23 protein-coding genes are annotated in these 19,766 nt (G+C 45.2%); 8 read left to right on the plus strand and 15 right to left on the minus strand.

The window, feature by feature from the left end; all coding sequences use genetic code 11:
* Positions 1–499 precede the first annotated feature (499 nt).
* Both AC3A14_RS03275 and hisH read right to left on the minus strand, forming a co-directional pair.
* Positions 500–754 (minus strand): hypothetical protein, encoded by a 255-nt coding sequence (locus AC3A14_RS03275; RefSeq protein ID WP_318731592.1) that lies wholly within the window; start codon positions 752–754, stop codon positions 500–502.
* Positions 755–918: 164 nt separating this feature from the next.
* The gene (gene hisH, locus AC3A14_RS03280; protein WP_318698179.1) at positions 919–1,560 is read right to left on the minus strand and encodes an imidazole glycerol phosphate synthase subunit HisH; all 642 of its coding nucleotides are present in this window, start codon (positions 1,558–1,560) and stop codon (positions 919–921) included.
* Between the two features lie 192 nt (positions 1,561–1,752).
* On the opposite strand from hisH, the gene AC3A14_RS03285 reads away from it, so the two are divergent.
* The gene (locus AC3A14_RS03285) at positions 1,753–2,154 is read left to right on the plus strand and encodes a gamma-glutamylcyclotransferase family protein (RefSeq protein ID WP_318731593.1); all 402 of its coding nucleotides are present in this window, start codon (positions 1,753–1,755) and stop codon (positions 2,152–2,154) included.
* Here the strand turns inward: AC3A14_RS03285 and AC3A14_RS03290 are convergent.
* From AC3A14_RS03290 to AC3A14_RS03310, 5 genes are all read right to left on the minus strand, one after another.
* Positions 2,151–2,732, minus strand: a complete 582-nt coding sequence (locus AC3A14_RS03290) for an anti-sigma factor family protein (protein WP_318731594.1) — start codon at positions 2,730–2,732, stop codon at positions 2,151–2,153. The two genes, AC3A14_RS03285 and AC3A14_RS03290, sit on opposite strands and share 4 nt — an antisense overlap.
* A gap of 151 nt (positions 2,733–2,883) precedes the next feature.
* On the minus strand, positions 2,884–3,540 hold the full coding sequence (locus AC3A14_RS03295; RefSeq protein WP_318731595.1) for a sigma-70 family RNA polymerase sigma factor: 657 nt from the start codon (positions 3,538–3,540) through the stop codon (positions 2,884–2,886).
* A gap of 122 nt (positions 3,541–3,662) precedes the next feature.
* On the minus strand, positions 3,663–4,205 hold the full coding sequence (locus tag AC3A14_RS03300) for a late competence development ComFB family protein (RefSeq protein ID WP_318731596.1): 543 nt from the start codon (positions 4,203–4,205) through the stop codon (positions 3,663–3,665).
* Positions 4,206–4,347: 142 nt separating this feature from the next.
* Entirely contained in the window at positions 4,348–5,205 is an 858-nt protein-coding gene (locus tag AC3A14_RS03305; RefSeq protein ID WP_318731597.1) for a M23 family metallopeptidase, read from the minus strand.
* A 44-nt stretch (positions 5,206–5,249) separates the two neighbouring features.
* Positions 5,250–5,462, minus strand: coding sequence for an Hfq-related RNA-binding protein (locus tag AC3A14_RS03310; protein WP_318731598.1), 213 nt, complete (start codon positions 5,460–5,462; stop codon positions 5,250–5,252).
* Between the two features lie 195 nt (positions 5,463–5,657).
* On the opposite strand from AC3A14_RS03310, the gene dapF reads away from it, so the two are divergent.
* The 4 genes from dapF to AC3A14_RS03330 all read left to right on the plus strand — a co-directional run bounded on the left by dapF (position 5,658) and on the right by AC3A14_RS03330 (position 9,267).
* A complete protein-coding gene (gene dapF, locus AC3A14_RS03315) occupies positions 5,658–6,494 on the plus strand; it encodes a diaminopimelate epimerase (protein WP_318731599.1) in 837 nt (278 codons plus the stop codon).
* Positions 6,495–6,506: 12 nt separating this feature from the next.
* On the plus strand, positions 6,507–7,664 hold the full coding sequence (locus AC3A14_RS03320; protein ID WP_318731600.1) for a hypothetical protein: 1,158 nt from the start codon (positions 6,507–6,509) through the stop codon (positions 7,662–7,664).
* A 57-nt stretch (positions 7,665–7,721) separates the two neighbouring features.
* Entirely contained in the window at positions 7,722–8,918 is a 1,197-nt protein-coding gene (locus tag AC3A14_RS03325; protein WP_318731601.1) for a pentapeptide repeat-containing protein, read from the plus strand.
* 214 nt (positions 8,919–9,132) lie between these two features.
* Positions 9,133–9,267 carry a hypothetical protein gene (locus tag AC3A14_RS03330; RefSeq protein ID WP_318732611.1) on the plus strand — a complete coding sequence of 45 codons (135 nt, stop codon included), beginning with the start codon at positions 9,133–9,135 and terminating at the stop codon, positions 9,265–9,267.
* A gap of 213 nt (positions 9,268–9,480) precedes the next feature.
* On the opposite strand, the gene AC3A14_RS03335 is transcribed toward AC3A14_RS03330, so the two are convergent.
* Together AC3A14_RS03335 and AC3A14_RS03340 are read right to left on the minus strand one after the other, a co-directional pair.
* On the minus strand, positions 9,481–10,515 hold the full coding sequence (locus tag AC3A14_RS03335; RefSeq protein WP_318732612.1) for a YdcF family protein: 1,035 nt from the start codon (positions 10,513–10,515) through the stop codon (positions 9,481–9,483).
* 146 nt (positions 10,516–10,661) lie between these two features.
* Complete coding sequence (locus AC3A14_RS03340; protein ID WP_318732613.1) at positions 10,662–11,957, minus strand: ATP-binding protein; 1,296 nt, start codon at positions 11,955–11,957, stop codon at positions 10,662–10,664.
* 210 nt (positions 11,958–12,167) lie between these two features.
* Between AC3A14_RS03340 and AC3A14_RS03345 the strand changes: the two genes are divergently transcribed.
* Positions 12,168–12,458 (plus strand): HNH endonuclease, encoded by a 291-nt coding sequence (locus AC3A14_RS03345; protein WP_318732614.1) that lies wholly within the window; start codon positions 12,168–12,170, stop codon positions 12,456–12,458.
* 23 nt (positions 12,459–12,481) lie between these two features.
* On the opposite strand, the gene AC3A14_RS03350 is transcribed toward AC3A14_RS03345, so the two are convergent.
* Both AC3A14_RS03350 and AC3A14_RS03355 read right to left on the minus strand, forming a co-directional pair.
* Positions 12,482–12,757, minus strand: coding sequence for a hypothetical protein (locus AC3A14_RS03350; protein ID WP_318701340.1), 276 nt, complete (start codon positions 12,755–12,757; stop codon positions 12,482–12,484).
* Positions 12,754–13,323, minus strand: a complete 570-nt coding sequence (locus tag AC3A14_RS03355; RefSeq protein ID WP_271942183.1) for a hypothetical protein — start codon at positions 13,321–13,323, stop codon at positions 12,754–12,756. The genes AC3A14_RS03350 and AC3A14_RS03355 overlap by 4 nt, the downstream gene beginning before the upstream one ends.
* Before the next feature lie 283 nt (positions 13,324–13,606).
* On the opposite strand from AC3A14_RS03355, the gene AC3A14_RS03360 reads away from it, so the two are divergent.
* Positions 13,607–14,644: an N-acetylmuramoyl-L-alanine amidase gene (locus AC3A14_RS03360; RefSeq protein WP_318732615.1), complete on the plus strand. Its 1,038-nt coding sequence runs from the start codon at positions 13,607–13,609 to the stop codon at positions 14,642–14,644.
* Positions 14,645–14,787: 143 nt separating this feature from the next.
* Here the strand turns inward: AC3A14_RS03360 and AC3A14_RS03365 are convergent, their stop codons facing one another.
* Complete coding sequence (locus AC3A14_RS03365) at positions 14,788–15,117, minus strand: hypothetical protein (RefSeq protein ID WP_318701343.1); 330 nt, start codon at positions 15,115–15,117, stop codon at positions 14,788–14,790.
* Positions 15,118–15,413: 296 nt separating this feature from the next.
* Here AC3A14_RS03365 and AC3A14_RS03370 point away from each other — a divergent pair, with 296 nt between their 5' ends.
* Positions 15,414–16,484, plus strand: coding sequence for a CHAD domain-containing protein (locus tag AC3A14_RS03370; RefSeq protein WP_318732616.1), 1,071 nt, complete (start codon positions 15,414–15,416; stop codon positions 16,482–16,484).
* A gap of 97 nt (positions 16,485–16,581) precedes the next feature.
* Here AC3A14_RS03370 and proX (AC3A14_RS03375) read toward each other — a convergent pair whose 3' ends face one another.
* The 3 genes from proX (AC3A14_RS03375) to AC3A14_RS03385 all read right to left on the minus strand — a co-directional run bounded on the left by proX (AC3A14_RS03375) (position 16,582) and on the right by AC3A14_RS03385 (position 19,694).
* Positions 16,582–17,595: a glycine betaine/L-proline ABC transporter substrate-binding protein ProX gene (gene proX / locus AC3A14_RS03375; protein ID WP_487778908.1), complete on the minus strand. Its 1,014-nt coding sequence runs from the start codon at positions 17,593–17,595 to the stop codon at positions 16,582–16,584.
* 268 nt (positions 17,596–17,863) lie between these two features.
* Positions 17,864–18,916 carry a glycine betaine/L-proline ABC transporter substrate-binding protein ProX gene (gene proX, locus AC3A14_RS03380; protein ID WP_318701346.1) on the minus strand — a complete coding sequence of 351 codons (1,053 nt, stop codon included), beginning with the start codon at positions 18,914–18,916 and terminating at the stop codon, positions 17,864–17,866.
* 82 nt (positions 18,917–18,998) lie between these two features.
* On the minus strand, positions 18,999–19,694 hold the full coding sequence (locus AC3A14_RS03385; protein WP_318732618.1) for a GUN4 N-terminal ARM-like repeat domain-containing protein: 696 nt from the start codon (positions 19,692–19,694) through the stop codon (positions 18,999–19,001).
* Between the last annotated feature and the right edge of the window lie 72 nt (positions 19,695–19,766).

Below are 19,766 nucleotides of genomic sequence, written 5' to 3' on the forward strand. Positions count from 1 at the left end.
ATCTACCAACAAACCTTTCAAGTTTAACAATACTTGAGGGATCTGTGGGTCAGATTAGGGAAAATTAGATCGTTTTCTCTAGTTAAATGAGTATGGGGGGGTAGCACCCCATATTCACTTATAGGAGGTTCCTTAGTCCTCCTCTAGAGAGGTTCCCCTGATGATCCGACACCAGCGAACTGGGAGAGTAAGACCCTTCCAACTAGAGGTTGGATCGGCGATCTTAGGACTGGATTTTAACCAGAGCGTGACATCAAGGGGAGGAAAAATTAGGGTTGGCTTTGCCATACTACAAAAACACGAAAATGTAGTGGTTTTTGTAAGTGAACTCTACTAGAGTAGAAGATCAGACTCAACTACCAATTGGATTGCCCTAAGGGTCTCAATTGCAGTCTATTTTCTGTTAAGTTAACTCACTTTGCCTGAAATGGGAGGGGCAATTAGGTTAAGTTAATTGACAAAATTAACGTTTTAGCGGCAAGCTTTGTTCTCTTGGGTTCTAGGATGGCGGTAGGGTATTGGGGAAGTCATCTTTTTTCAGGGGACTGGGTAAATCCAAAGAGAGTCCATCAATGATAACAGCTTTCACAATGGGGTCTCGTAAGCTTACCCACAAACTGCAATGCTTTTCTGTAATACTAATCACTACACGAGTTTCATTGTAAGTGAGTTTACAGCCAAACTGATAGAGTTGGGCCCGGAATTGAGGGCTGAGGGTATATAAACGACAAAACATTTCCTGTTTGTAGTTCATTCCCTCTTGAATCTGGTCATTTAACCAGAATTTAAAGGTAAAAAGTGTATTTTCCTTAACGACCAGAGGTAACACAATAGTTTGGCTGTAAAATCAACAGACTAGATGTGATACTTCAAGACTAAAATACATGAGTGTACTCTTAATCTTAAAGATTGGTGAGATTAAACGCAAATTGGGCTTTGAGACCGGACATGTTCGACAAAGTTAGAGAGAATTTGTAGTCCAGCGCGGTCGGATTTTTCAGGGTGAAATTGAACAGCCATGAGGTTGTTTTTGGCGATCGCCGCTGTTACACATTGAGTTCCATGGGTCACCGTTGCTCCGCAGACCGCTTTATCTTGGGGATCGACATAGTAGGAGTGGACAAAATACATCCAAGAAGTGGTTGATAAATGCGTCCATAAGGGAATATCCGGTTGGGTAAAGTGCAAGTGATTCCATCCCATGTGGGGAATGGTGATTCCCGGCTCCCAGTGAAAACGACGGACTGCTCCAGGGAGGATACCTAGACCGGGTTGCTGTCCTTCTTCGCTGTAGTCAAACAGGATTTGTAATCCTAAGCAAATACCAAGAAAAGGTTTCCCACTGGAGATCGCCTCTTTAATCGGATCTTCTAAGTACCGCGATCGAATATGCTCCACGGCTGGATCAAAGGCCCCTACCCCCGGTAACACCACAGCGTCTGCTTGGTGTATTTCTGTAGCTCGGTCGGTTACTTTGGGGGTTGCACCGGCTTTCTCCAGTCCCTTACAAACCGAGTGCAAATTACCCATATCGTAATCGATGACGGCGATAACTGACATGGTATTTTATCCTTACTGAATGGGCAAATATGCCCTTATTGTAGGTTATTCTTGATGTAAATTAATGTAACAATTTCCGAGCATTTGCATAAAAATGGCTGATTTCAACGGAGAACCCGATAGAGAACCTCGTTCACCTGTGGTTAAATATGCTGTATTAGAAAGGGGTTTATTAATACTTAGCTCAAGCCAATGTTCAAAGTTTTCGTTTATGGGACGCTCAAGCCCGGTGAAGTGAATTACCAGCGCTATTGCGAAGGGCGTATCGTCAAAGAAGAAGAGGCGATCGCCTGGGGGCGTTTATTTTTGCTACCCATGGGTTATCCAGGCCTGACTGTAGGAACGAAGCGGATTGAGGGATATGTACTCCATTTTCAGGATTCACACCTGCTCGATCAGCTCGATCAATTAGAGGGCTATCACCCCGACTCACCCTTAGAGGATAACCAATATCTACGCCAGTTGATGCCTGTCTTTCGACCAACTGGTGAACCTCTGTGTGATGCTTTGGTCTATGTGATGAGTGTAGAGAAGATTGAGGGATACGGGGGCACTGAGTTACTCAACGGCTCTTGGTCTCCCGTATCTGATTAGCGGTCATTCTGGAGCATTTGATGAAGATCGCCCGTTGCATTAGGCATTCCCAAAGGATTGTTATCCGATTTAGGGATATTAATCAGGGGCTGATCCAGGGCGATACGCATCAGAGCTGGCGAGGTCGGGGTTTCCGCTATTTGGGGGAACAGTTGGTTAGAATTGGCAAAGGTTGTAGATAGGGCTGCCACTGCAGCAGCGGCGATCGCCCCTGTTCCCCATAAGAGGGCGGTGCGTTTGGGTCGTCGATCTAAGCGGCCCATCACTTGAGTAACCATATCCTCCACGGGTTGCTCTTGGGGAGGAGTGGGCAACATTTCAAAGCCTTGACGAAGTTTAAGCAGGCGTTGATAGAGACATTGAACCGTAGGGTCATTGTCTAGCCATTCTTCCACCTGTTTGCTTTCCGAAGCACTGACTTCGCCATCAAGATAGGCACTGAGCAGTTCAAAGCGATCGCGTTTTAACATATCAGGTACACCCATATGTGAATTGGGGTTGCTGTCATTCCAGGAAGTCAGATGGGATAAATATCCCTCCTTCTGGGAATGGGGTTGACAATCAAAGTGAGGAGTCATAGGGGGTCACCTACCAAGTTGATAAACTCAAGATCACACTTAGTTACTAACCCAAGATAGTGTACACCTAATGATCCTAAAAGGGGTATTTAAGTTTCCAATTAATCTTAAGATTTCTCAACACGAAGTCTGAACAGGTCAGTTTTTCTTCTTAGCTATTGAGATACTTCTGAAGTTGGATTTGTAAGCGTTGACGCGCCCTAGCAATCCGAGATTTTACCGTTCCTAGAGACACACCCGTAATGTCGGCAATTTCTTCATAGGCCATCCCTTCGATTTCCCGCAGGATAATCGTTGTGCGGAACGTTTCTGGCAAATCGGCGATCGCCTGTTGCAATTGTTCGTAAAACTCGGTTGTGGTTAGACTTTCTTCTGGGCCTGGATCGCCAGCCGGAAGTTCCCAACTGATCTCCTCATCATCAAACCGGCGTGGGGCATCTAAAGAAATTGGAGGTCTTACCCGTTTACGCTTGCGGAGTTCATCATAAAACAAATTTGTCGTAATCCGACTTAACCATCCGCGAAACTTAGCCGGATCGTTCAGACGCTTCACATTACGATAGACCCGAATCCAGACTTCCTGACCTAGATCTGCCCGGTCTTGCCAATCTGGAGCCAAGTGATAGAGCATCCGATTAACATGGGATTGATATCGCCTAACCAATTCAGCAAATGCCAATTTATCAGGGCGAAGACCGGCCTGACAGCGCATAATAAGATCGGTGTTTGAGAGTTTTTCGGGCTGCACAGGTGCTTGAGGAACTCCTGCCCCAACCGTTGACCAGGATAAAGAAACAGATTGACTCATGGACAGAATTAGTGCTTAAACACTCCAGTCTAGACATGACGTGGGGTTTTGCTCTAAGTTCCCGTTCAATCTCTCCCTAGTGTACCTGAAACAGGGCATTATCCCTAGGATTAAAGCACAGATCATTCCAGAGGTTGAGGCTTTTTCTCGTAAGTCTGTGCATAATTTTGTAACAAATGGCTGACCTGAGAAAGAACGTTATCCGTTTTACCCAGGGCTTGCCGTTCGGGTTCTTGAGGTTTTTCTTGGTTCTTAGAAATGGCCGCACCAACCTGTTGCTTAATTAAAGCCATCAGCTCTTGTTTGGCTCGATCCCGTTGATAGCGGGCCCCTTCTTCGGTCGTGGCATATAGGGGAGGTAGGCGGTTGAGAGCATAGGCCGCCACATCTCCCAAATCTAGTTTAATTCCTTCTTTTTCTTCGATCGCCGCTACATAAGTCATGGACTCGGTTAGCACTAATTCTTCCATCACATTAATGAATTGCTTCCGGGGAACGGCCACGACTTCACCGGTCAATAAACACCCCATTAACCGGTCTAAAGCCATGTATTCCTCAATAGATAGCTCTGAGGCATTATCACAAATATTCCCTACCTCAGCTTCCATGGCTGGGGTTAAATAGCCATCCTTGAGGGCCTGTTCCACAATCTCTTGGATACTCATAAGGCTGATCTACTCCACAGTTTCCTTGCTCACCATTAACGATACACTTTTCATCCATCTTCCCCCAGTTTGCCCCAAGAATTTCTACGATCCGGATCGCTTTGATCTTGTGAAATATTTTAACCTCTGAAGATTAATGGATTTATTCAATGCCTTCATAGCGCCAAGGCACAGGATCGACAGCCACACCATTCACATAGAGTCCCCAGTGTAGGTGAGGGCCAGTTGAAGCACCTGTTGATCCTACTGTACCAATGACTTGACCCGCTTCCACCCTTTGTCCTTCCTGCACGTTAATGGTGTGGAGATGGATAAAAATGCTCAAGATTCCCTGGCCATGATCGAGTCCAATGGTGTTTCCATGGATTTCAAACCCATCGACTTCTCTACCGACGAGGGAAATGATTCCCGCAGCAGGGGCAATGACCGGGGAACCGGTAGCTGCGGCATAATCAACACCCCGATGGTAGTAATTGTCAGCAAATTCACCGTTATAGTAGCGTTGAACGCCAAAGACGGTGGAAACATACCCTGAACTGGGGCGCAAAAAGGGGCCGTTCCAGAATTTTTGGGGAGTAACCAGGCTCTTGAATGCATCTACGCTGTCAAATTCGTGGTCAGTTCCTTCAAGAGCAGCATCGCTTTCGGATAACCAAATGCTTTGGGTGGGAAAGGTGCGATTGCCCATTCCTACTCTAACGGTTTCGGTTTTTCCATCTCCTTGAACCTGAATCGACCAGGTCCCGGGATTATCTAAGGGACTCGATGGAATCAAGGCCCGAAATCGATTGGGACTTAAGGGAAATACGGGGTAAGTTGTATTTCCCATCTGTACGGTGGGGGAGTCTGGGGTGGTGACCTGAATTTGTATAGAAATGGTATCTCCAAGCTGGGCAGATTGGGGATTAACCCGAACTTGTAAAGCTTGGAGGGGCTGGCTTAGGGCGGCCCAAGAGATTAGGGTAAGCAGGGTGGATTGATATCGGGTAAAGATGTTCATCGAGCGATCGGGGGTTTAGGGAACTCAAGTATAAAGACAAGGACTTAGGGTTTAGGTTTTATAAAAACAATCGCTTGTCGCCAGACGATAGTGGGTTGTTCATAGTGATCCATCAAGCAGATACAGTTGGCATCTTGCCAAACAATCTTGCCTACAATTAGATCGTCGGTGACTAATTTGAGTTCAACTTCATTTTTTTCTTGGATGAAGTTCTGGATGTTGCGAACACTGGGTAAACTCGTATCAAACTCGGACATAGTTAGAGGGCCAATGATGGTTTAATGTGGGAATTAGAGACTCCCGAACAAAGTTTAACAAGGGATGTCTGAAAATGGGAGTGGGGCGGGACTGGGGAGATGGGGAAACCCGGAGAGGGATTGACTCATTGCGTATTGCCTATTGTCTGTTCTCTATTACCAATTACCATGATGAAAATTGAGTAGGGTAAGGTTATGGAACTCGAATTTACGAAGTATCAGGGATTGGGGAATGATTTTATTTTGCTGGATAATCGGGGAACTCAGGAGCCTTTGATTACGCCGGAGCAGGCGGTTGAATTGTGCGATCGCCATTTTGGCATTGGAGCTGATGGAGTGATTTTTGCCCTTCCTGGACAGGAGGGGACGGATTACACCATGCGGATTTTTAATTCCGATGGTTCGGAACCCCAGATGTGTGGCAATGGTATTCGCTGTTTTGCCCAGTTTGTCGCCCAGCTAGATGGGTCTGGAAAGGAAGAATATCAGATTTCGACTTTAGCAGGGGTAATGGTTCCTAAACTGGGGTCACAGGGTCAGATAACGGTGGATATGGGCATTCCTCGCTTAGGAGGGGCAGAGATTCCCACCACCTTGGGATCGGAAAGCGATCCGGTGGTAGATCGGGCATTGGAAGTGGCGGGACAATCCTGGTTAGTGACCTGTGTGAGTATGGGAAATCCCCATTGCGTGACGTTTGTAGAGGATGTGGAGAAAATTGCCTTAGAGAAAATTGGCCCCCAATTTGAACATCATCCAGTTTTCCCAGAACGGATTAATACGGAATTTGTACAGGTTCTAGCCTCCAACCGGGTGAAAATGCGGGTTTGGGAGCGAGGTGCTGGGATCACCTTAGCTTGTGGGACAGGGGCTTGTGCAACGGTGGTTGCTGGAGTACTCTCTAAGAAGTGCGATCGCCGCACGACCGTAGAATTGCCAGGTGGCGATCTGGACATTGAGTGGGCTGTAAACGATAGACTATACATGACCGGGCCGGCTCAATCGGTGTTTACTGGCCAAGTTGTAATCTAAAGAGGACAATTCATGGGTGGGGGAATTTATCTGATTCAGGATGAGGATCATTTAGTAGAGATGATGGAACAATCCTATGATTCAGAAGAGCGCCTGCAAGAGTTAATTGAAAAATATCCTAATCTTTTAGCAGGCGATCAGATCGATCGAGCAACCCCTAGATGGTGGTTAGGCATTACTCGTGAAATAACCTCCACCCTAGACGAGGAAGATGATAATAGTTGGTCTTTAGATCGCCTATTTGTGGATCAAGATGGTATTCCTACTTTGGTTGCCATTCAGAAAGAGGATAGCAAGCGATCGCGCCGGGAAATGATGGGCAAAATGTTAGAGTATGCTGCCCAACTGCCTTTACACTGGCCCGTAGAATCGGTCATTGCCCAATTTGAACTCAATTGTCGCGAGCAAGGGCGAGATCCAGAACAGGTGTTTGAATCCTTCTTAGGAACTGATGTGGATGAAGAAAAATTCTGGCAGAAAGTCAAAACCCATCTACAAGCGGGCAAAGTCAGATTGATTTTTGTCTCGGACGAGGTTTCTCCAGAGTTTCGGGTGATGATTGAGTTTCTTAATCCCCAAATGGACCCCTTGGAAATTTTAGCCTTAGAAGTTAAGCAATATGTGAGTGAAACGGGGTTAAAAACCTTGGTTCCCCGCGTGATTGGCAAAACAGCGGAATCCCAGCAGAAAAAGGCCAGTACAGTCCTAGAGCGCAGGCGTTGGGATCAAACGTCATTTTTCTATGAATATGGGGCCCGACAGAGCCAGGAAGAGGCGCAAATTGTACGCCGGTTGTATGATTGGGTAATCCAAGATAAGCCCCTGCGAATTAAATGGGGCATGGGAGATACCTATGGTGGATTTTCGGTTTGGGTGGCTCCATCCAATGCCCCCAATGCTCAGATGAGTGAGTTTTTTAGTATTAGTATTGATGGGGTGCTTCAGGTTTCGTCTAGAAGCTATGCTATCCTATCTCCTTTTGATAAAAAGAAGGAATGGAACTATTTAAGAAATCAGTTTAGTTCAATTGGGTTATCCCTCCCGGTCGATCCTGTAGAACCGAGGTTAACCAGTTTTGTCTTATCTAGTTTACAAGATGAGTCTGCCTTAAATCGGGTGATCGATGTATTGGAGGCAGTGCTGAGTAAGGTGATGGGGAATAGGGAATAGCAAATTGAGGAGCAAAGCGTGAGACAATGACAGGTTGAATGAGTAAGAGCAAGCTTTATGTCCCAACCCTTGACTGAGAATCGATATCCAGAAGTTCTATCTATAGAGTGGTCTGTTGTGTCCCTTTCTGAGTCTACGGGAGAGGGACAAGAGTATGATTTGTATTTGAGTATAGCCTGCGGCGATCGATGGGAACCTCTGGGAAATGGCCAACTGCAATTTGGCTTGAAGGGGGGGGAATTAGCGCTGAGTTTGAAAGAAGGGATTTGGTGTTCAGAAGCGGAGCAGGAGCCGGATTTGAGCGGTATTGGAGCGCAGGCGATCGCCTCTGGAACCCCAGAAAATCCCACCTGGACGTTAACTCCACTCAAATCAGGGCAGATATTGGCAGGTTCGATCTCTCGATGTAAGTGGGGGCGCATTCAAGCCACGTCTAGTCAAGGAGCGTTGGAAGCTACGTTTTCTCTGAAGGCTACGGAGATTCAAATTATGGGGGCAGAAGGGTTATGGCTCCATCAAGTAACGCCGAATCAAGTGGCGATCGCCGAGCAAAAACTAGCCCTCATGCTGCTACAATCACAACTGCAACCCTACATCAGTCGTACCCTCTGGCAAGCTCAAGGGAAAGTGGAGATGCCACCGAGCCATCAACCTAGCTTTGACGGAGCAACTGCGTTAGCTCTCATTACCCAAATTACCACCGCCAACACCGACAATTTCCAAGAACTTGCGGAAATTGCTGGCTTAAACCTCGCTCAAGACTTAGCTGGAGCCAAACTCTTAGGTACAAACTTAAACGGTTTAGACTTGAGCGAAGCCAACCTTTGCCGCGTCTATCTGCGCGGAGCAGAACTCTGTGATGTCGATTTGAGTAGCGCCAATCTCCAAAATGCCAACTTTGGTGGAGCCGACTTAAGCGGCGCTTATCTTAGTGATGCTCATTTAGAAAGGGCAAACTTCCACCGCGCTAGTTTAGCTCTTGCCAACCTCAGTGGAGCTAACTTAAGCGGCGCTGACTTTACTGAAGCGAATCTCAGTAATGCTAACCTCAGCGATACCCAGTTAACAGGTGCAAACTTTACTGGAGCTGACTTAACCGGTGCAGGTATTGTGCTATCCGATCTGACTAATACTATCCTCGATCGAGCCAAGGTTCACGATACCCGATTCAAGGATAATCCAGGATTAACACAAGCAATGCACGATTCCCTGTTGCAAAGAGGAGCTATTTTTGAACACGACGAGACAGAATAGGGAAAAGAGCAAATTTCAAGGGTAAAAAACGTTGACCCATTACCAGAGTAAAGCGCTGTATTGAGGTATAGTATTTAATCTATGGGTTAGAATTGTCATTGCGACCGGAGGGAAGCAATCGCCAAGATTGGGTGATTTTGCGATTGCTTCATTCCACTTCGTTCCATTCGCAATGACTGATCTCTAATGATACTGTACTCCGTTACAGCGCAAAGTGCTGTATTATGAGGATAAACTCGACACCACCAGTTTTGCTCTAGATCTTGAAACGTATCTGTACGGCATTGGCATAGGTGACTATTTGAGAGTTGCCATTCTATTCCATCAAAATATTGTGCAAATGTATTAACATCCCTTTTATTAGAACCACATTCTGCTGATAAACTGAAAAGCCATACCATTGTTATGAACTCCTATGATAGATAAACTTAATCAACTCTTTTCAAATTGTTAGACTATTTCTCTTTAAGCCTGCCATTAATCGATCCTTAGGAGGCAAGGGGCTTAAGCCTCTTGTGAGCGCGCATCTTCATAGAGAAATGGTATTAGCTCATTATTCATTTTAGATAAAGGGGGAGAGCCATCCCCGTAAAAAGTAGTAGATCAGAGCTAAGTATTCATTGGTGACTTTCGTACTTAAGGTGAGGGCTTGGGAACTGGGAATAATATCTGCTAAGGTGATTTTTTTCCACATCGGGGCATTTTGAATGGTAATGAAGTCTGTAGGGCTGGGAATTACTTTGATTTTTAACTCGGAAAAGGTCAGCTCTGCGCGATGCATTTGTAAGGCAGAGGTGACCAGAATAACCGGGGTTCCTTGTAATCCTTGAACTTCAAGAATTTTGCTCACTTGTAGGGCAGCACGATAGATATTATCTCCTTGAGAAATGGGTTGGAGATTAGAATTATGGACTCCAAAACGCTGGAGTAAGTTGACAATATCTTGGGCTTCGTTCGTATTTTCGGTAAGCGTAAGACTTTCTACCCTAGAGCGTCCGGTGACAATGATTTGTGGGTCTTGATTTTGGGAAACGGAGGCCCAAAATATTTCTAGGGTATGAAAAATTAGGTTACCGCGATCGCTCAATTGCACATGGCGATAATTTTCGGTCGTCACGGCTTGCGTTGTATCTTGACCCAAGAGAACAATAATTCGTGCTTGTTCCATGAGGGGCACTGGACAAGTGGCTTGACAGTTCAGATAGCGTTGTTGGGTACTTTTGACGGATTCTGATTCTGCCTGATATGCCAAGCTATAGGCAACCAAGGGCAGGCTAAAGAGGATTAAAATAGCGAACCCAAACCAGAGCAGTGTTTTTCCCGGTTTGGCAATTTCCTTGCCTTTGAAGTGCAACATTCCCGATAAAATCAGGGTAATCGAGAGTCCTAGGGGGGTGAGGGGAAAAACACACAATCTCCAAATGTCTGCCACTACCACTGCACTGGGATTGAAGAAGGTGAGGATAATCAAGGTAAAAATCAGGATTCCCCCTAACCAGGTATAATATTTCTTGGGAATCCATTGCAGGAGAATCGCGTAAGCAATGACTGCAATCAGCAGCCACAGCAAAAGCCGAGTAAGTAGGGAAAAGAGCATACTGTGGCCTGTCTGGGTTGATGACTGGTGAATGAACTGCCTATCACTATCTCCTATTCGCTGCTGTCCGGACAAGGGGCCATTTTTGCTGGCTTTTTTGACGGTAATGGATGCCGAGAAAATCAAGCAATGTTATTATTGGCGATTTAATTGCTCGTGCTATTGCCTTGAGATTTAATAAAGTCAATAAACTGCCGTGCGGTTCTGCCGGAGCGCCCATTATGGCGGGTTGCCCATTGTAAGGCTTGATATTCTAATTCTGCACCCGTGAGAGAAACTTGATTAAGGGTGGCTAAATGTTTCACCATATGCAGGTAGGTTCTTTGATCGGCAGGTTCAAAGGTGAGGGTTAAGCCGAAGCGATCGCTAAACGATAGCTTTTCTTGTACTGTATCCCAATAGTGAATCTCTTCGGCATCTTGAGGACGGGGGCGATCGCCAAAAAATTCCCGAATTAAGTGACGACGGTTGGAAGTAGCATAAACAATGACGTTATCGGGTCTAGCGGTTAAATTGCCTTCTAAGACGACTTTCAGAGATTTAAAGGCATCATTATCTTCTTCAAAGGAGAGATCGTCAACGAAGATAATAAACTTTTGCGGCAGATCCCGCAGCCGTTCGACAATGTTGGGTAAGTCTTTAAGGTCGGACTTCGTTACTTCAATTAAGCGTAAGCTATGATACTGATGAAGTAATCCTTTAATCAAAGAAGATTTGCCACTGCCGCGACTGCCATATAAGAGGACATGAAGCGCCGGAGATCCAGCAAGTAAGGCTTCGGTATTCTGTAAGAGAGCTTGTTTTTGTTCTTCGTATCCCACTAATTCCTTGAGTTGAATGAGATCGGGATAAGAGATACCTTTTAATTCTCCCGACTGCCAGCGCAAGGCTCGATATTCACCAAAGATTCCAGTTCCATGGCTTTGATAATAACGGATTAATTCCGGCAGTGCATCCGCCCAGTTTTTAGTTTTTCCTAGCAGAGGGTGAGCAGAAGAGTCCATTACCCAGGAAACCGGAGGTTCTGGCAGATTTGCCACCCATTGCACCCACAACCCGATCTGTTCTACCACTGGAGGTTCTCCTTGACAGAGGGTTTGTAGGGTCTGTAAATCCTGCCTTGCAGCAGCGATCAGGGGACTGGGAATTTTGGCTAAGGCAAGGTGTTGCACTTTGCTCGTAAAGGGGTTATGGTCTCGGACAATTTGTGCCAGCAGATAATCTGACCAACTTTTTTGCACATCTGCCAGGATTCTAAACCAATGACCGTATGCCTTGAGACACTCCAGGGACTTGGGTTCGGGTTGATTGAGTTGGTCTAAGAGGTTCAGAAAGGCTTGCCCGACTTCATTATGGAGTACATTTTGATAGAGAAGTAGGGAAACCGCTTGATGTTGGAGTGAGGCAATTTTTTGTTGCGCTGAAGGGTTTAGGGTGGTCATATCAGCATTTGGCGATCGCATGGAAATTTACATGGTATCCGGATCGTTGGGGCGATCGGCTCATTTATAGCGCTTCGCGCTAGGGAATAGGGAATAAGGTCGGAGAATACACGAATGGTCTTGCAATAACGTTGATATAGTTAGCCGTCGTCATGATTATCACTTAGTACCATTACTATTGACTATAATACAGATAAAATTTTCATCAGTATGTCCCGCGATCGCTACCCTAAAAACTGGCAAGAAATCGCCACTTCTGTCAAAGAAGCCGCATCTTGGCGTTGCCAGAAATGCGGTAAACAATGTCTTCAACCCCATGAGAAAAACAACGGTTTATCCGTTTCAGAACGTCGAGCAATGACCTTAAATGTTCATCATCGCAATTTTCGCCCAGAAGATAACCGCTTAGAAAATCTAGTCGCTTTATGCACCGGTTGCCACCTGGCCTACCACCAAAATCGCCGGGGAAATGTTCCCCCAGGACAATTAGAATTATGGTAATGGGCAATCAGTAATCGGTACACCTATCCTTGATGGCGCTTAAATGGAATTGTATTTCCTTTTTGCGTTTCTTCTGGAGTTTCAGCCTCTTCACGTTCTAAATTCGGGGCTATCTTAGAGTCTTCTTCTTTCAAAGAATCTTTCTTTTCTGGATCGTGCCAAGGAGAATCGTAACGGTTCCACGGCAAAATTGGCCTTTTGGGTAACTTATTGGTCAGTACCGTAATATTATCCTGATCCGGTTCCGGCAGGTTGACTTTCTTTTTGGGAGGATTGGGATTGTCCGCAGTGGAACTCATAGGGCAAAGTAAGTCAAAACAGTAGGGAAACAAGCCATCCCTGGACAGAAGTTAGCCACTACCATATCCGTCAGAATCACCAGTGCCAACATCCAAGTCGCATAAGCAGCATAGGAGAGGGATTGGGAGATATCATCAAGGCGTTGTTTATTGGCATTATAGGCTTCTGACCAGTTAACCAACATTTGTAGTTGATATTCCTCTGGTGAGAGGGAGAGGTAAGTTTCGAGGAATTTGCGATCGCCTAAATTGGGGCTGACTGCCATTTGCCGAGGGAGAAATGCCGAAATCAGCAATGTAAAGTTTACAAGAAAGCCCAGCAACTCAGCAACTGTGATCAGGTTAGGTACTAGCACCAACCGAGATAGGGTTAAACTGGTTAGCAAGGCTCCATTCGTTACAAATAAGATATTGAGTTTAGTGGTTAGGGTTTGGTTTTTCTGTCGTTGTTGTTCAAGGACTTCACGGGCATCTCCAACAGCAAGTTTTAGGGTACTGGCAGATAAGGAGTCTTCAGAAGGTTCAGGAGCAAGGGCATCAAAGAGGGAATGCACGATGGCAGTCATGGTGGTAGGAGGTTTTATTCAGTTATAGGGTGAAGGGTGGAGTTAGCCAAAACCTTGGCCAGTGCTATCTTCTATTATGCTAGATGTCGAACACCTTTGGGAAGAGGGCTTTTACTCGATTTTGGCGATTTTGTGGATCAGGGAGAGGGGTCGCGAACTAGGCTAAATTACAGATCGAGGCGATCGCTCTGTTTAAAGAAAGCTTCTTTTTTGCCCAACTTTAATATTCTAGACGAAATCCCTGAAATATAATGAGGTCGATATCTTAGGATCAGGCAAGTTTATGGGTCAAATCATTCGGAAAATCTATTTACACTGGAGTGGAACTCACTATAACTGGGCAACTCCTGGTCATTACCATACTATAGTCATGAGTGATGGCACGGTTAAACGGCTCACCGGCTATGACCAAATGTTGCGGACTCATACTTATGCCCGCAACGCTAATTCCGTCAGTATCTGTTGCTCTTGTATGGGAGGAGTTGCTTGGCGAGATTATCCCCCTACTAATATTCAGATTGACAATATGTGTAAAGAAGTTGCATCCCTAGCCCTAGATTTGGGTTGGGGTCCCAACGATATTACCATCTCTACTGTCATGACTCATGCAGAAGCAGCCGCCAATCGGGATTTCTCCAAGTGGCAAGCTTGGCGAGGTACAGGAGTTTCTTTTGGTACAGCTAGATACTATGGTCTCCCCCATGATAATTATGGCCCCATCAGTTGGCATGATGGATGGCCCGGAGGAACAGCAGAGCGCTGGGACTGGTGGCAACTGAAATCTTCCGATCGCGGTGGTGTAGGGGGTGATATCCTACGAGATAAAATCCGTAATTTCATGCAAGCTGCTGCCGATCCAGACTTACAAAAGATCGAAAATTATCAACAGGAAACAGAATGTCGGCTCTTCTTTGGGGGGCGAGTAATTTCTACAGGATATATCCTGTCTGATAACCGGTGTTATGCTCGGTTATTAGATTTAACCTCACCCTTCCAAATCAGAATTGGTACAGTCCAAAGCGGGGACATCCGGTTTATTAACCTACTTTCGGATAAATACAAACCTAAGTATATGACCGATGCTCCCATTATTCCGAATTTTCCCAATGTTGACATTTACCTAAATCGTCCCTTGGATGTGAATGGAAATGCTGTTGGTGACCAAGATTTCCCTGTACAACCCTTTGTGCAAGGAGTCTTATTAAAGCGTTCTACTTATGTCATCTTGGCAGATTTCTGTAAAGAATTAGGCATTGATTATGCTTATCGGGGTGCAGATAAGTCTATCCATTTAGGCACGAAAACAGCCCCTCCCATGTAAATGCTTTTTGTCTTGGTGACACTCCGCTTAACAAGGGGCTTCAGCCCCTTGTTAAATAACGGTTCTTTCTGGGTAATGGGTTAAGTTACTTGCCAAAGCCTATCAAGGCTTCATTGAAGCGATGGTTTAAGCTGAAGGGGAATTTAGTTACTTGAGTCAGCACCATGGGTAGAGCTTTTATTTCGATAGTAAATGGGGTCTTCTCCGTCTTTTGCCGTGACGTTTTCATAAACGCCGTCATCCCGCTTTACTAATTTACTAAACCCTAAATTTTTGTAATCATTATTGCTTGTGGGAATGCTAAGCATAGGAGCGCTCACCAAACGACGCACCGGTTCATCTAAGGGGGTATGTTCAGGATCAATCTGGGCTAATTCACACAGTTTCCCCCAAGTTTCGATGGTCTGATTCAGGGAATGAAAAACTTCGACCCGGCGATTATTACTAGGGCAGAAATAATCGTAGAGAGGCATAATAATCTGTAAATTGGGAAAAAGGTTGATCTATACTTTAGTATATAGGGCTTAGAGACCAATTTCAATAGATGGATGGGTCAAGGTTCGTTTGTGTCGATCAATTGGGCGATCGCCATGGGTAAGTCAGTTTGAACGCAGCGGAGAATTATCTGTACTAACGGATACAATTTGAGGTTGTGAAGTTTTGATAATTAAAGATTACTAGGAGAGTGTAAGTAGGTTATGCTAGACCTTCTTAGCTAAGATATCCTAAATGGCTAAAGCGATTCATTTGATTGTAAGGGGCATAGACGATGATTCAACAGCGACACTCTCAAACGCAACAGTTAAGAGATTGGGCTTATCTGGGTATGGAAAAATATTTCCGCAAAGCGATCGCCTATGAACAGAAGGTTTTAACCGACCAAGATCCGGAAGATTTACACCAGATGCGGGTTGGAATGCGGCGGTTACGCAGTGCAGTGACTGGCTTTGCCCCTATTTTAGACTTACCCCCCCAGATGAGTAACAAGCGGATTGGTAAAATGGCCAGAATTCTGGGAGAGTTGCGAGATTTAGATGTGCTGCAAGAAGCTCTGCAAGAGTATCAACCCCAAGTAAAAGCGAAAGAGCAACCCTTATTAGAGAAAGCCTTGCAAAAATTATCCAAACGACGCTCTAAGGCTTTCAAAACCGTGAAAAACTTCCTCAAGAGTAAGACGTATAAGAACTTTAAGCAGTCGGTAAACACATGGTTGCAAGAGCCGCACTATCAGAATTGGGCAGAATTACCAGTTAATAGTGTATTACCCGATCTATTGTTACCTTACATTAATCAATTGTTGCTACATCCGGCTTGGTGGGTTGGGGTAACTGTAGAGGGAGAAAAAATTAAGCGGCCAACTCGGTTAACCCTCAAGGGGGCTGAATCCCAGATTTCACAACAGGGCGAAGCATTGCACGATCTGCGAAAACAAGCGAAACGAGTACGCTATCAAATGAGCTTGTTTAGACAGCATTATGGGCCGGTTTACCAAGAATATGTGCAGGAGATTAAACAAATTCAGGAAGTCTTAGGCACGATTCAAGATACTTTGGTATTGGAAGCTTTTTTGGATGAAGTTTTACCTTCTAACTGGAGACAGGAAGGACCTGGATTGACTAAGCTGTTGACTAAACAGCGTTACGAATGCTGGAAAGAATGGTACAAGTTGCAACAGCGGTATTTAAATGAACTGGTTCGTCAAGGACTAAGACAAGCCGCGATCAGCCCCTTGATTGCGATCGCCGTGACTGAAAACAATACACTGGTATCAAAAGACCTGCCGGAAGATATGAATTCTGGTAAAACAACCAACCATCGTCATCTGCATAATAAACATTGATCCCCTTTCTTTTCGTTGATGATGCTCGACGCAACAAGGGGTCTCCAGCCCCTTGTCTGCCAAAGTATGGATGAATGGCAAGCTCAAAGAAAGGGGATTAAGATTCAACGTCCATCGCTTGTTCTACCCAACTATCAAATAACTCTTGATTGTCGGCAATCCACTGATTCACATGGAGATCGATATCTTCGGGGGTATTTTCTCCCTCTTGCATTAGCATGTTTTGAGCATTAATATCGTCAATTGGAATTTCTACCACTTCAAAGAGCTTTTGAGCAGAAGGATTGGCTTCCACAAACTCTTTGTTGGCAACAATCCTCATGCGATCAACAACAAAACCTAGATTTTTACCGTTAGCTGTGGTATCGGCTTCGGACACTTCCCCTTGTGCTTCTGGCAGAGCTGTATAGGGTACTTCTATCCAAACAGTCTCTTCACCTGGTTTCAATACACCACCAACCCAGTAAGGATTCCAAGTGTAAAATAGGACAGAATTGCCGGCTTGGTAGCGAACTATCGTATCAGCGATCAAAGCAGAATACTGACCCTGATCGTGTTCAATAGTATCGCGCAAACCATAAGCATCTAAATGGTGTTCGATCACCAACTCACACCCCCAACCGGGATCGCATCCCGTTAAATTGGCTTTTCCATTACCATCGGTATCAAAGAGTTTGGCAATTTTAGGGTCTTTGAGCTGTTCTAAATTGGTAATTTTATATTCATCGGCTGTTTTCTTATCGATTTGGTATCCTTGTGATACCGCAGGGGTTAGCACTCCAATGTGGGCTAATTTTTCATCCCCACCACTATTTTCATAAAATTCAGTGTGTAGCCTTTCCCAATTTACAGCAGTGTATTGTATATCTCCGTTGCCGATCGCTGCATAGAGGGTTGGAAAAGTAAGTTCTTTGGGAATTTCAGTCTCGTATCCCAATTTCTCTAAGGCTTTGTTGACAATTTCAGTGTGAAACCGCGCTTCTAGCAAGTTAGTATGGGCGGCAATGACTGTTACTCCTTCCCCAGGTAAGCCGCCAGAAGTTTCTGTGGTATTATTGCCACCAGAGGTATTGTTACAGGCGATCGCTCCCAAGAGCAACCCAGCTAACATTGTGCCCAAGGCGAACGATTTTATTCTCAATTGGATCATCGATTTGCTTCACTAACACAACAATTAGATCTCTCCTCTGTTTACCGATTAAAACTGGACTCAAAAAATATGCCAGAGGATATGAATTCTGGTAAAACCACCAACCATCGTCACCTGCACAATACACACTCATTCCTTTTCTTTTTGCTGATAATGCTCGACAAAACAAGGGTCTCCAGACCCTTGTCTGCCAGCGTGTTCATAGATAGCAAGCTAAAAGAAAATGCAATTAAGATTGAGCCTCCATTGCTTGTTTGACCCAACTATCAAATAACTCTTGATTGTCGGCAATCCATTCATCCGCATGACGTTGAATGTCTTCTGGTGTATCTTCTCCTTCTTGGATTAGCATGTTTTGGGTATTGATGGCATCAATGGGAATTTCTACCAGCTCAAAGAGTTTTTTAGCTGCCGGATTAGCGTCTACAAACTCTCTATTGGCAACAACCCGAATGCGATCGACGACAAAACCGAGATTTTTGCCATTGGCTGTGGTATCGGCTTCAGATACCTCTCCTTGTGCTTCAGGTAGATCGGTATAAGGAACTTCCAGCCAAATGGTCTCTTCACCAGGTTTCAACACGCCACCAACCCAATAAGGAGTCCAAGTGTAAAACAAAACGGGTTCTCCTTCTTTGTAGCGAACCATTGTATCAGCGATCAAGGCAGAATATTGGCCCTGATTATGTTCTACAGTATCTCGCAACTCATAAGCATCTAAATGGTGTTCGATCACCAACTCACAACCCCAACCGGGATCGCATCCCGTTAAATTAGCTTTTCCATTACCATCGGTATCAAAGAGTTTGGCAAGTTCGGGGTCTTTGAGCTGTTCTAAACTGGTAATGTTATGTTCATCGGCAGTTTTTTTATCCATTTGGTATCCTTGTAATACCGCAGGGGTTAGCACGCCAACGTGGGCTAATTTTTCATCTCCGCCACTATTTTCGTAAAAGTCGGTGTGTAGTCTTTCCCAATTCACCGCAGTGAAGTCTATATCTCCGTTACCGATCGCCGCAAACATGGCAGGGTAGGTCAGTTCCTTAGGGGGTTGAGTCTCGTATCCCAATTGCTCTAAGGCTCTGTTGATAATTAGAGTTTGAAAGTGTTCTTCGAGCAAGCTACTCTGAGCATGGGTTAAGGTTATACCTTCTCCAGGTAAGTCCTCGGAGGCTTGTTCCGTAGTATTTTCGCCGGAGGTATTGCTACAGGCGATCGCCCCCAAGAGCAACCCAGCTAACATCGTACCCAAGGCGAGCGATTTTATTCTCAATTGGATCATCGATTTACTTCACTAACACAACAATCAGATATCTCATCTGTTTACCAATCACGGTAGCATAAATAATTTACGTCTTCCTTTTTTACTCGGTCCAAGCTGGATGAGAAAGGAGTGAGTCCATCACCCGAACCCCTCGCAGTTGATTCGTCAGGGGTAAATGTCCCTTGGGAGCGGTCAAATCCCAGATAAATCCACCTGGATACCGCGTCCAAGTTTTTCCCGTGCGCCATTGAATTTTGGGCCAGAGTTTTTCCCAGTTTTTGCCCAAGGATAACCAGATCTCCCGTTGAATGGAGAATCCAAATTTACCTTCGGAATACACGAGCCACAGGGTATTAATCGTGTGTAAATCAGTTCGGGGAAATTGGTTCACTTCGGAGAAATATAACCATTTCCGAGTCATGGCACTTTCTCCTGCGAGTTCGCACATTTTCAGGAGCGTCAGGCGATCGGCCTCTTGGAATTTCTGCTCGATCAACAGCGCTTGTAGGGAGTTATAATCAATATCGCGATCCGTATTTAAAGGCACTATTCCTTGGGGAAACTCACGGTTGAGAAACTCTTGCACCACAGAAGACTCAGATGCTCTGAGTTTTAGGAATGCCGTTCCCTGTGTCCAAGTGGGATGGTGGCGATCGCTCTTAGCCAAAAAATCCATCAGCACCTGTTCCCCGGAGCTCCCCAAAGTGCTGAGAGTCTCAATGGTTTTCAGTTGGGTTTTCCCATTCGGCGACGAGAGGGCAGTAGAGAGTTGTTCGAGATCGGTAAGTTCAGGCACAGAAACAGCAATTAAATCTTTGAATCCCTAATCGGAATCATTGTACCACGAGGGATGGAGAAGAGGGGAAAA

The organism is Roseofilum sp. (assembly GCF_982964205.1).

Coding starts and splice junctions, on each gene's coding strand:
- AC3A14_RS03275 (WP_318731592.1), bottom strand. CDS start 754: ATGAACTACAAACAGGAAATGTTTTGTCGTTTATATACCCTCAGCCCT.
- AC3A14_RS03360 (WP_318732615.1), top strand. CDS start 13,607: ATGGGTCAAATCATTCGGAAAATCTATTTACACTGGAGTGGAACTCAC.
- AC3A14_RS03325 (WP_318731601.1), top strand. CDS start 7,722: ATGTCCCAACCCTTGACTGAGAATCGATATCCAGAAGTTCTATCTATA.
- AC3A14_RS03310 (WP_318731598.1), bottom strand. CDS start 5,462: ATGTCCGAGTTTGATACGAGTTTACCCAGTGTTCGCAACATCCAGAAC.
- proX (WP_318701346.1), bottom strand. CDS start 18,916: ATGATCCAATTGAGAATAAAATCGCTCGCCTTGGGTACGATGTTAGCT.
- AC3A14_RS03320 (WP_318731600.1), top strand. CDS start 6,507: ATGGGTGGGGGAATTTATCTGATTCAGGATGAGGATCATTTAGTAGAG.
- AC3A14_RS03355 (WP_271942183.1), bottom strand. CDS start 13,323: ATGACTGCCATCGTGCATTCCCTCTTTGATGCCCTTGCTCCTGAACCT.
- AC3A14_RS03350 (WP_318701340.1), bottom strand. CDS start 12,757: ATGAGTTCCACTGCGGACAATCCCAATCCTCCCAAAAAGAAAGTCAAC.
- AC3A14_RS03295 (WP_318731595.1), bottom strand. CDS start 3,540: ATGAGTCAATCTGTTTCTTTATCCTGGTCAACGGTTGGGGCAGGAGTT.
- AC3A14_RS03365 (WP_318701343.1), bottom strand. CDS start 15,117: ATGCCTCTCTACGATTATTTCTGCCCTAGTAATAATCGCCGGGTCGAA.
- AC3A14_RS03290 (WP_318731594.1), bottom strand. CDS start 2,732: ATGACTCCTCACTTTGATTGTCAACCCCATTCCCAGAAGGAGGGATAT.
- AC3A14_RS03285 (WP_318731593.1), top strand. CDS start 1,753: ATGTTCAAAGTTTTCGTTTATGGGACGCTCAAGCCCGGTGAAGTGAAT.
- AC3A14_RS03300 (WP_318731596.1), bottom strand. CDS start 4,205: ATGAGTATCCAAGAGATTGTGGAACAGGCCCTCAAGGATGGCTATTTA.
- hisH (WP_318698179.1), bottom strand. CDS start 1,560: ATGTCAGTTATCGCCGTCATCGATTACGATATGGGTAATTTGCACTCG.
- proX (WP_487778908.1), bottom strand. CDS start 17,595: ATGTTAGCTGGGTTGCTCTTGGGAGCGATCGCCTGTAACAATACCTCT.
- AC3A14_RS03305 (WP_318731597.1), bottom strand. CDS start 5,205: ATGAACATCTTTACCCGATATCAATCCACCCTGCTTACCCTAATCTCT.
- AC3A14_RS03335 (WP_318732612.1), bottom strand. CDS start 10,515: ATGCTCTTTTCCCTACTTACTCGGCTTTTGCTGTGGCTGCTGATTGCA.
- AC3A14_RS03340 (WP_318732613.1), bottom strand. CDS start 11,957: ATGACCACCCTAAACCCTTCAGCGCAACAAAAAATTGCCTCACTCCAA.
- AC3A14_RS03345 (WP_318732614.1), top strand. CDS start 12,168: ATGTCCCGCGATCGCTACCCTAAAAACTGGCAAGAAATCGCCACTTCT.
- dapF (WP_318731599.1), top strand. CDS start 5,658: ATGGAACTCGAATTTACGAAGTATCAGGGATTGGGGAATGATTTTATT.
- AC3A14_RS03370 (WP_318732616.1), top strand. CDS start 15,414: ATGATTCAACAGCGACACTCTCAAACGCAACAGTTAAGAGATTGGGCT.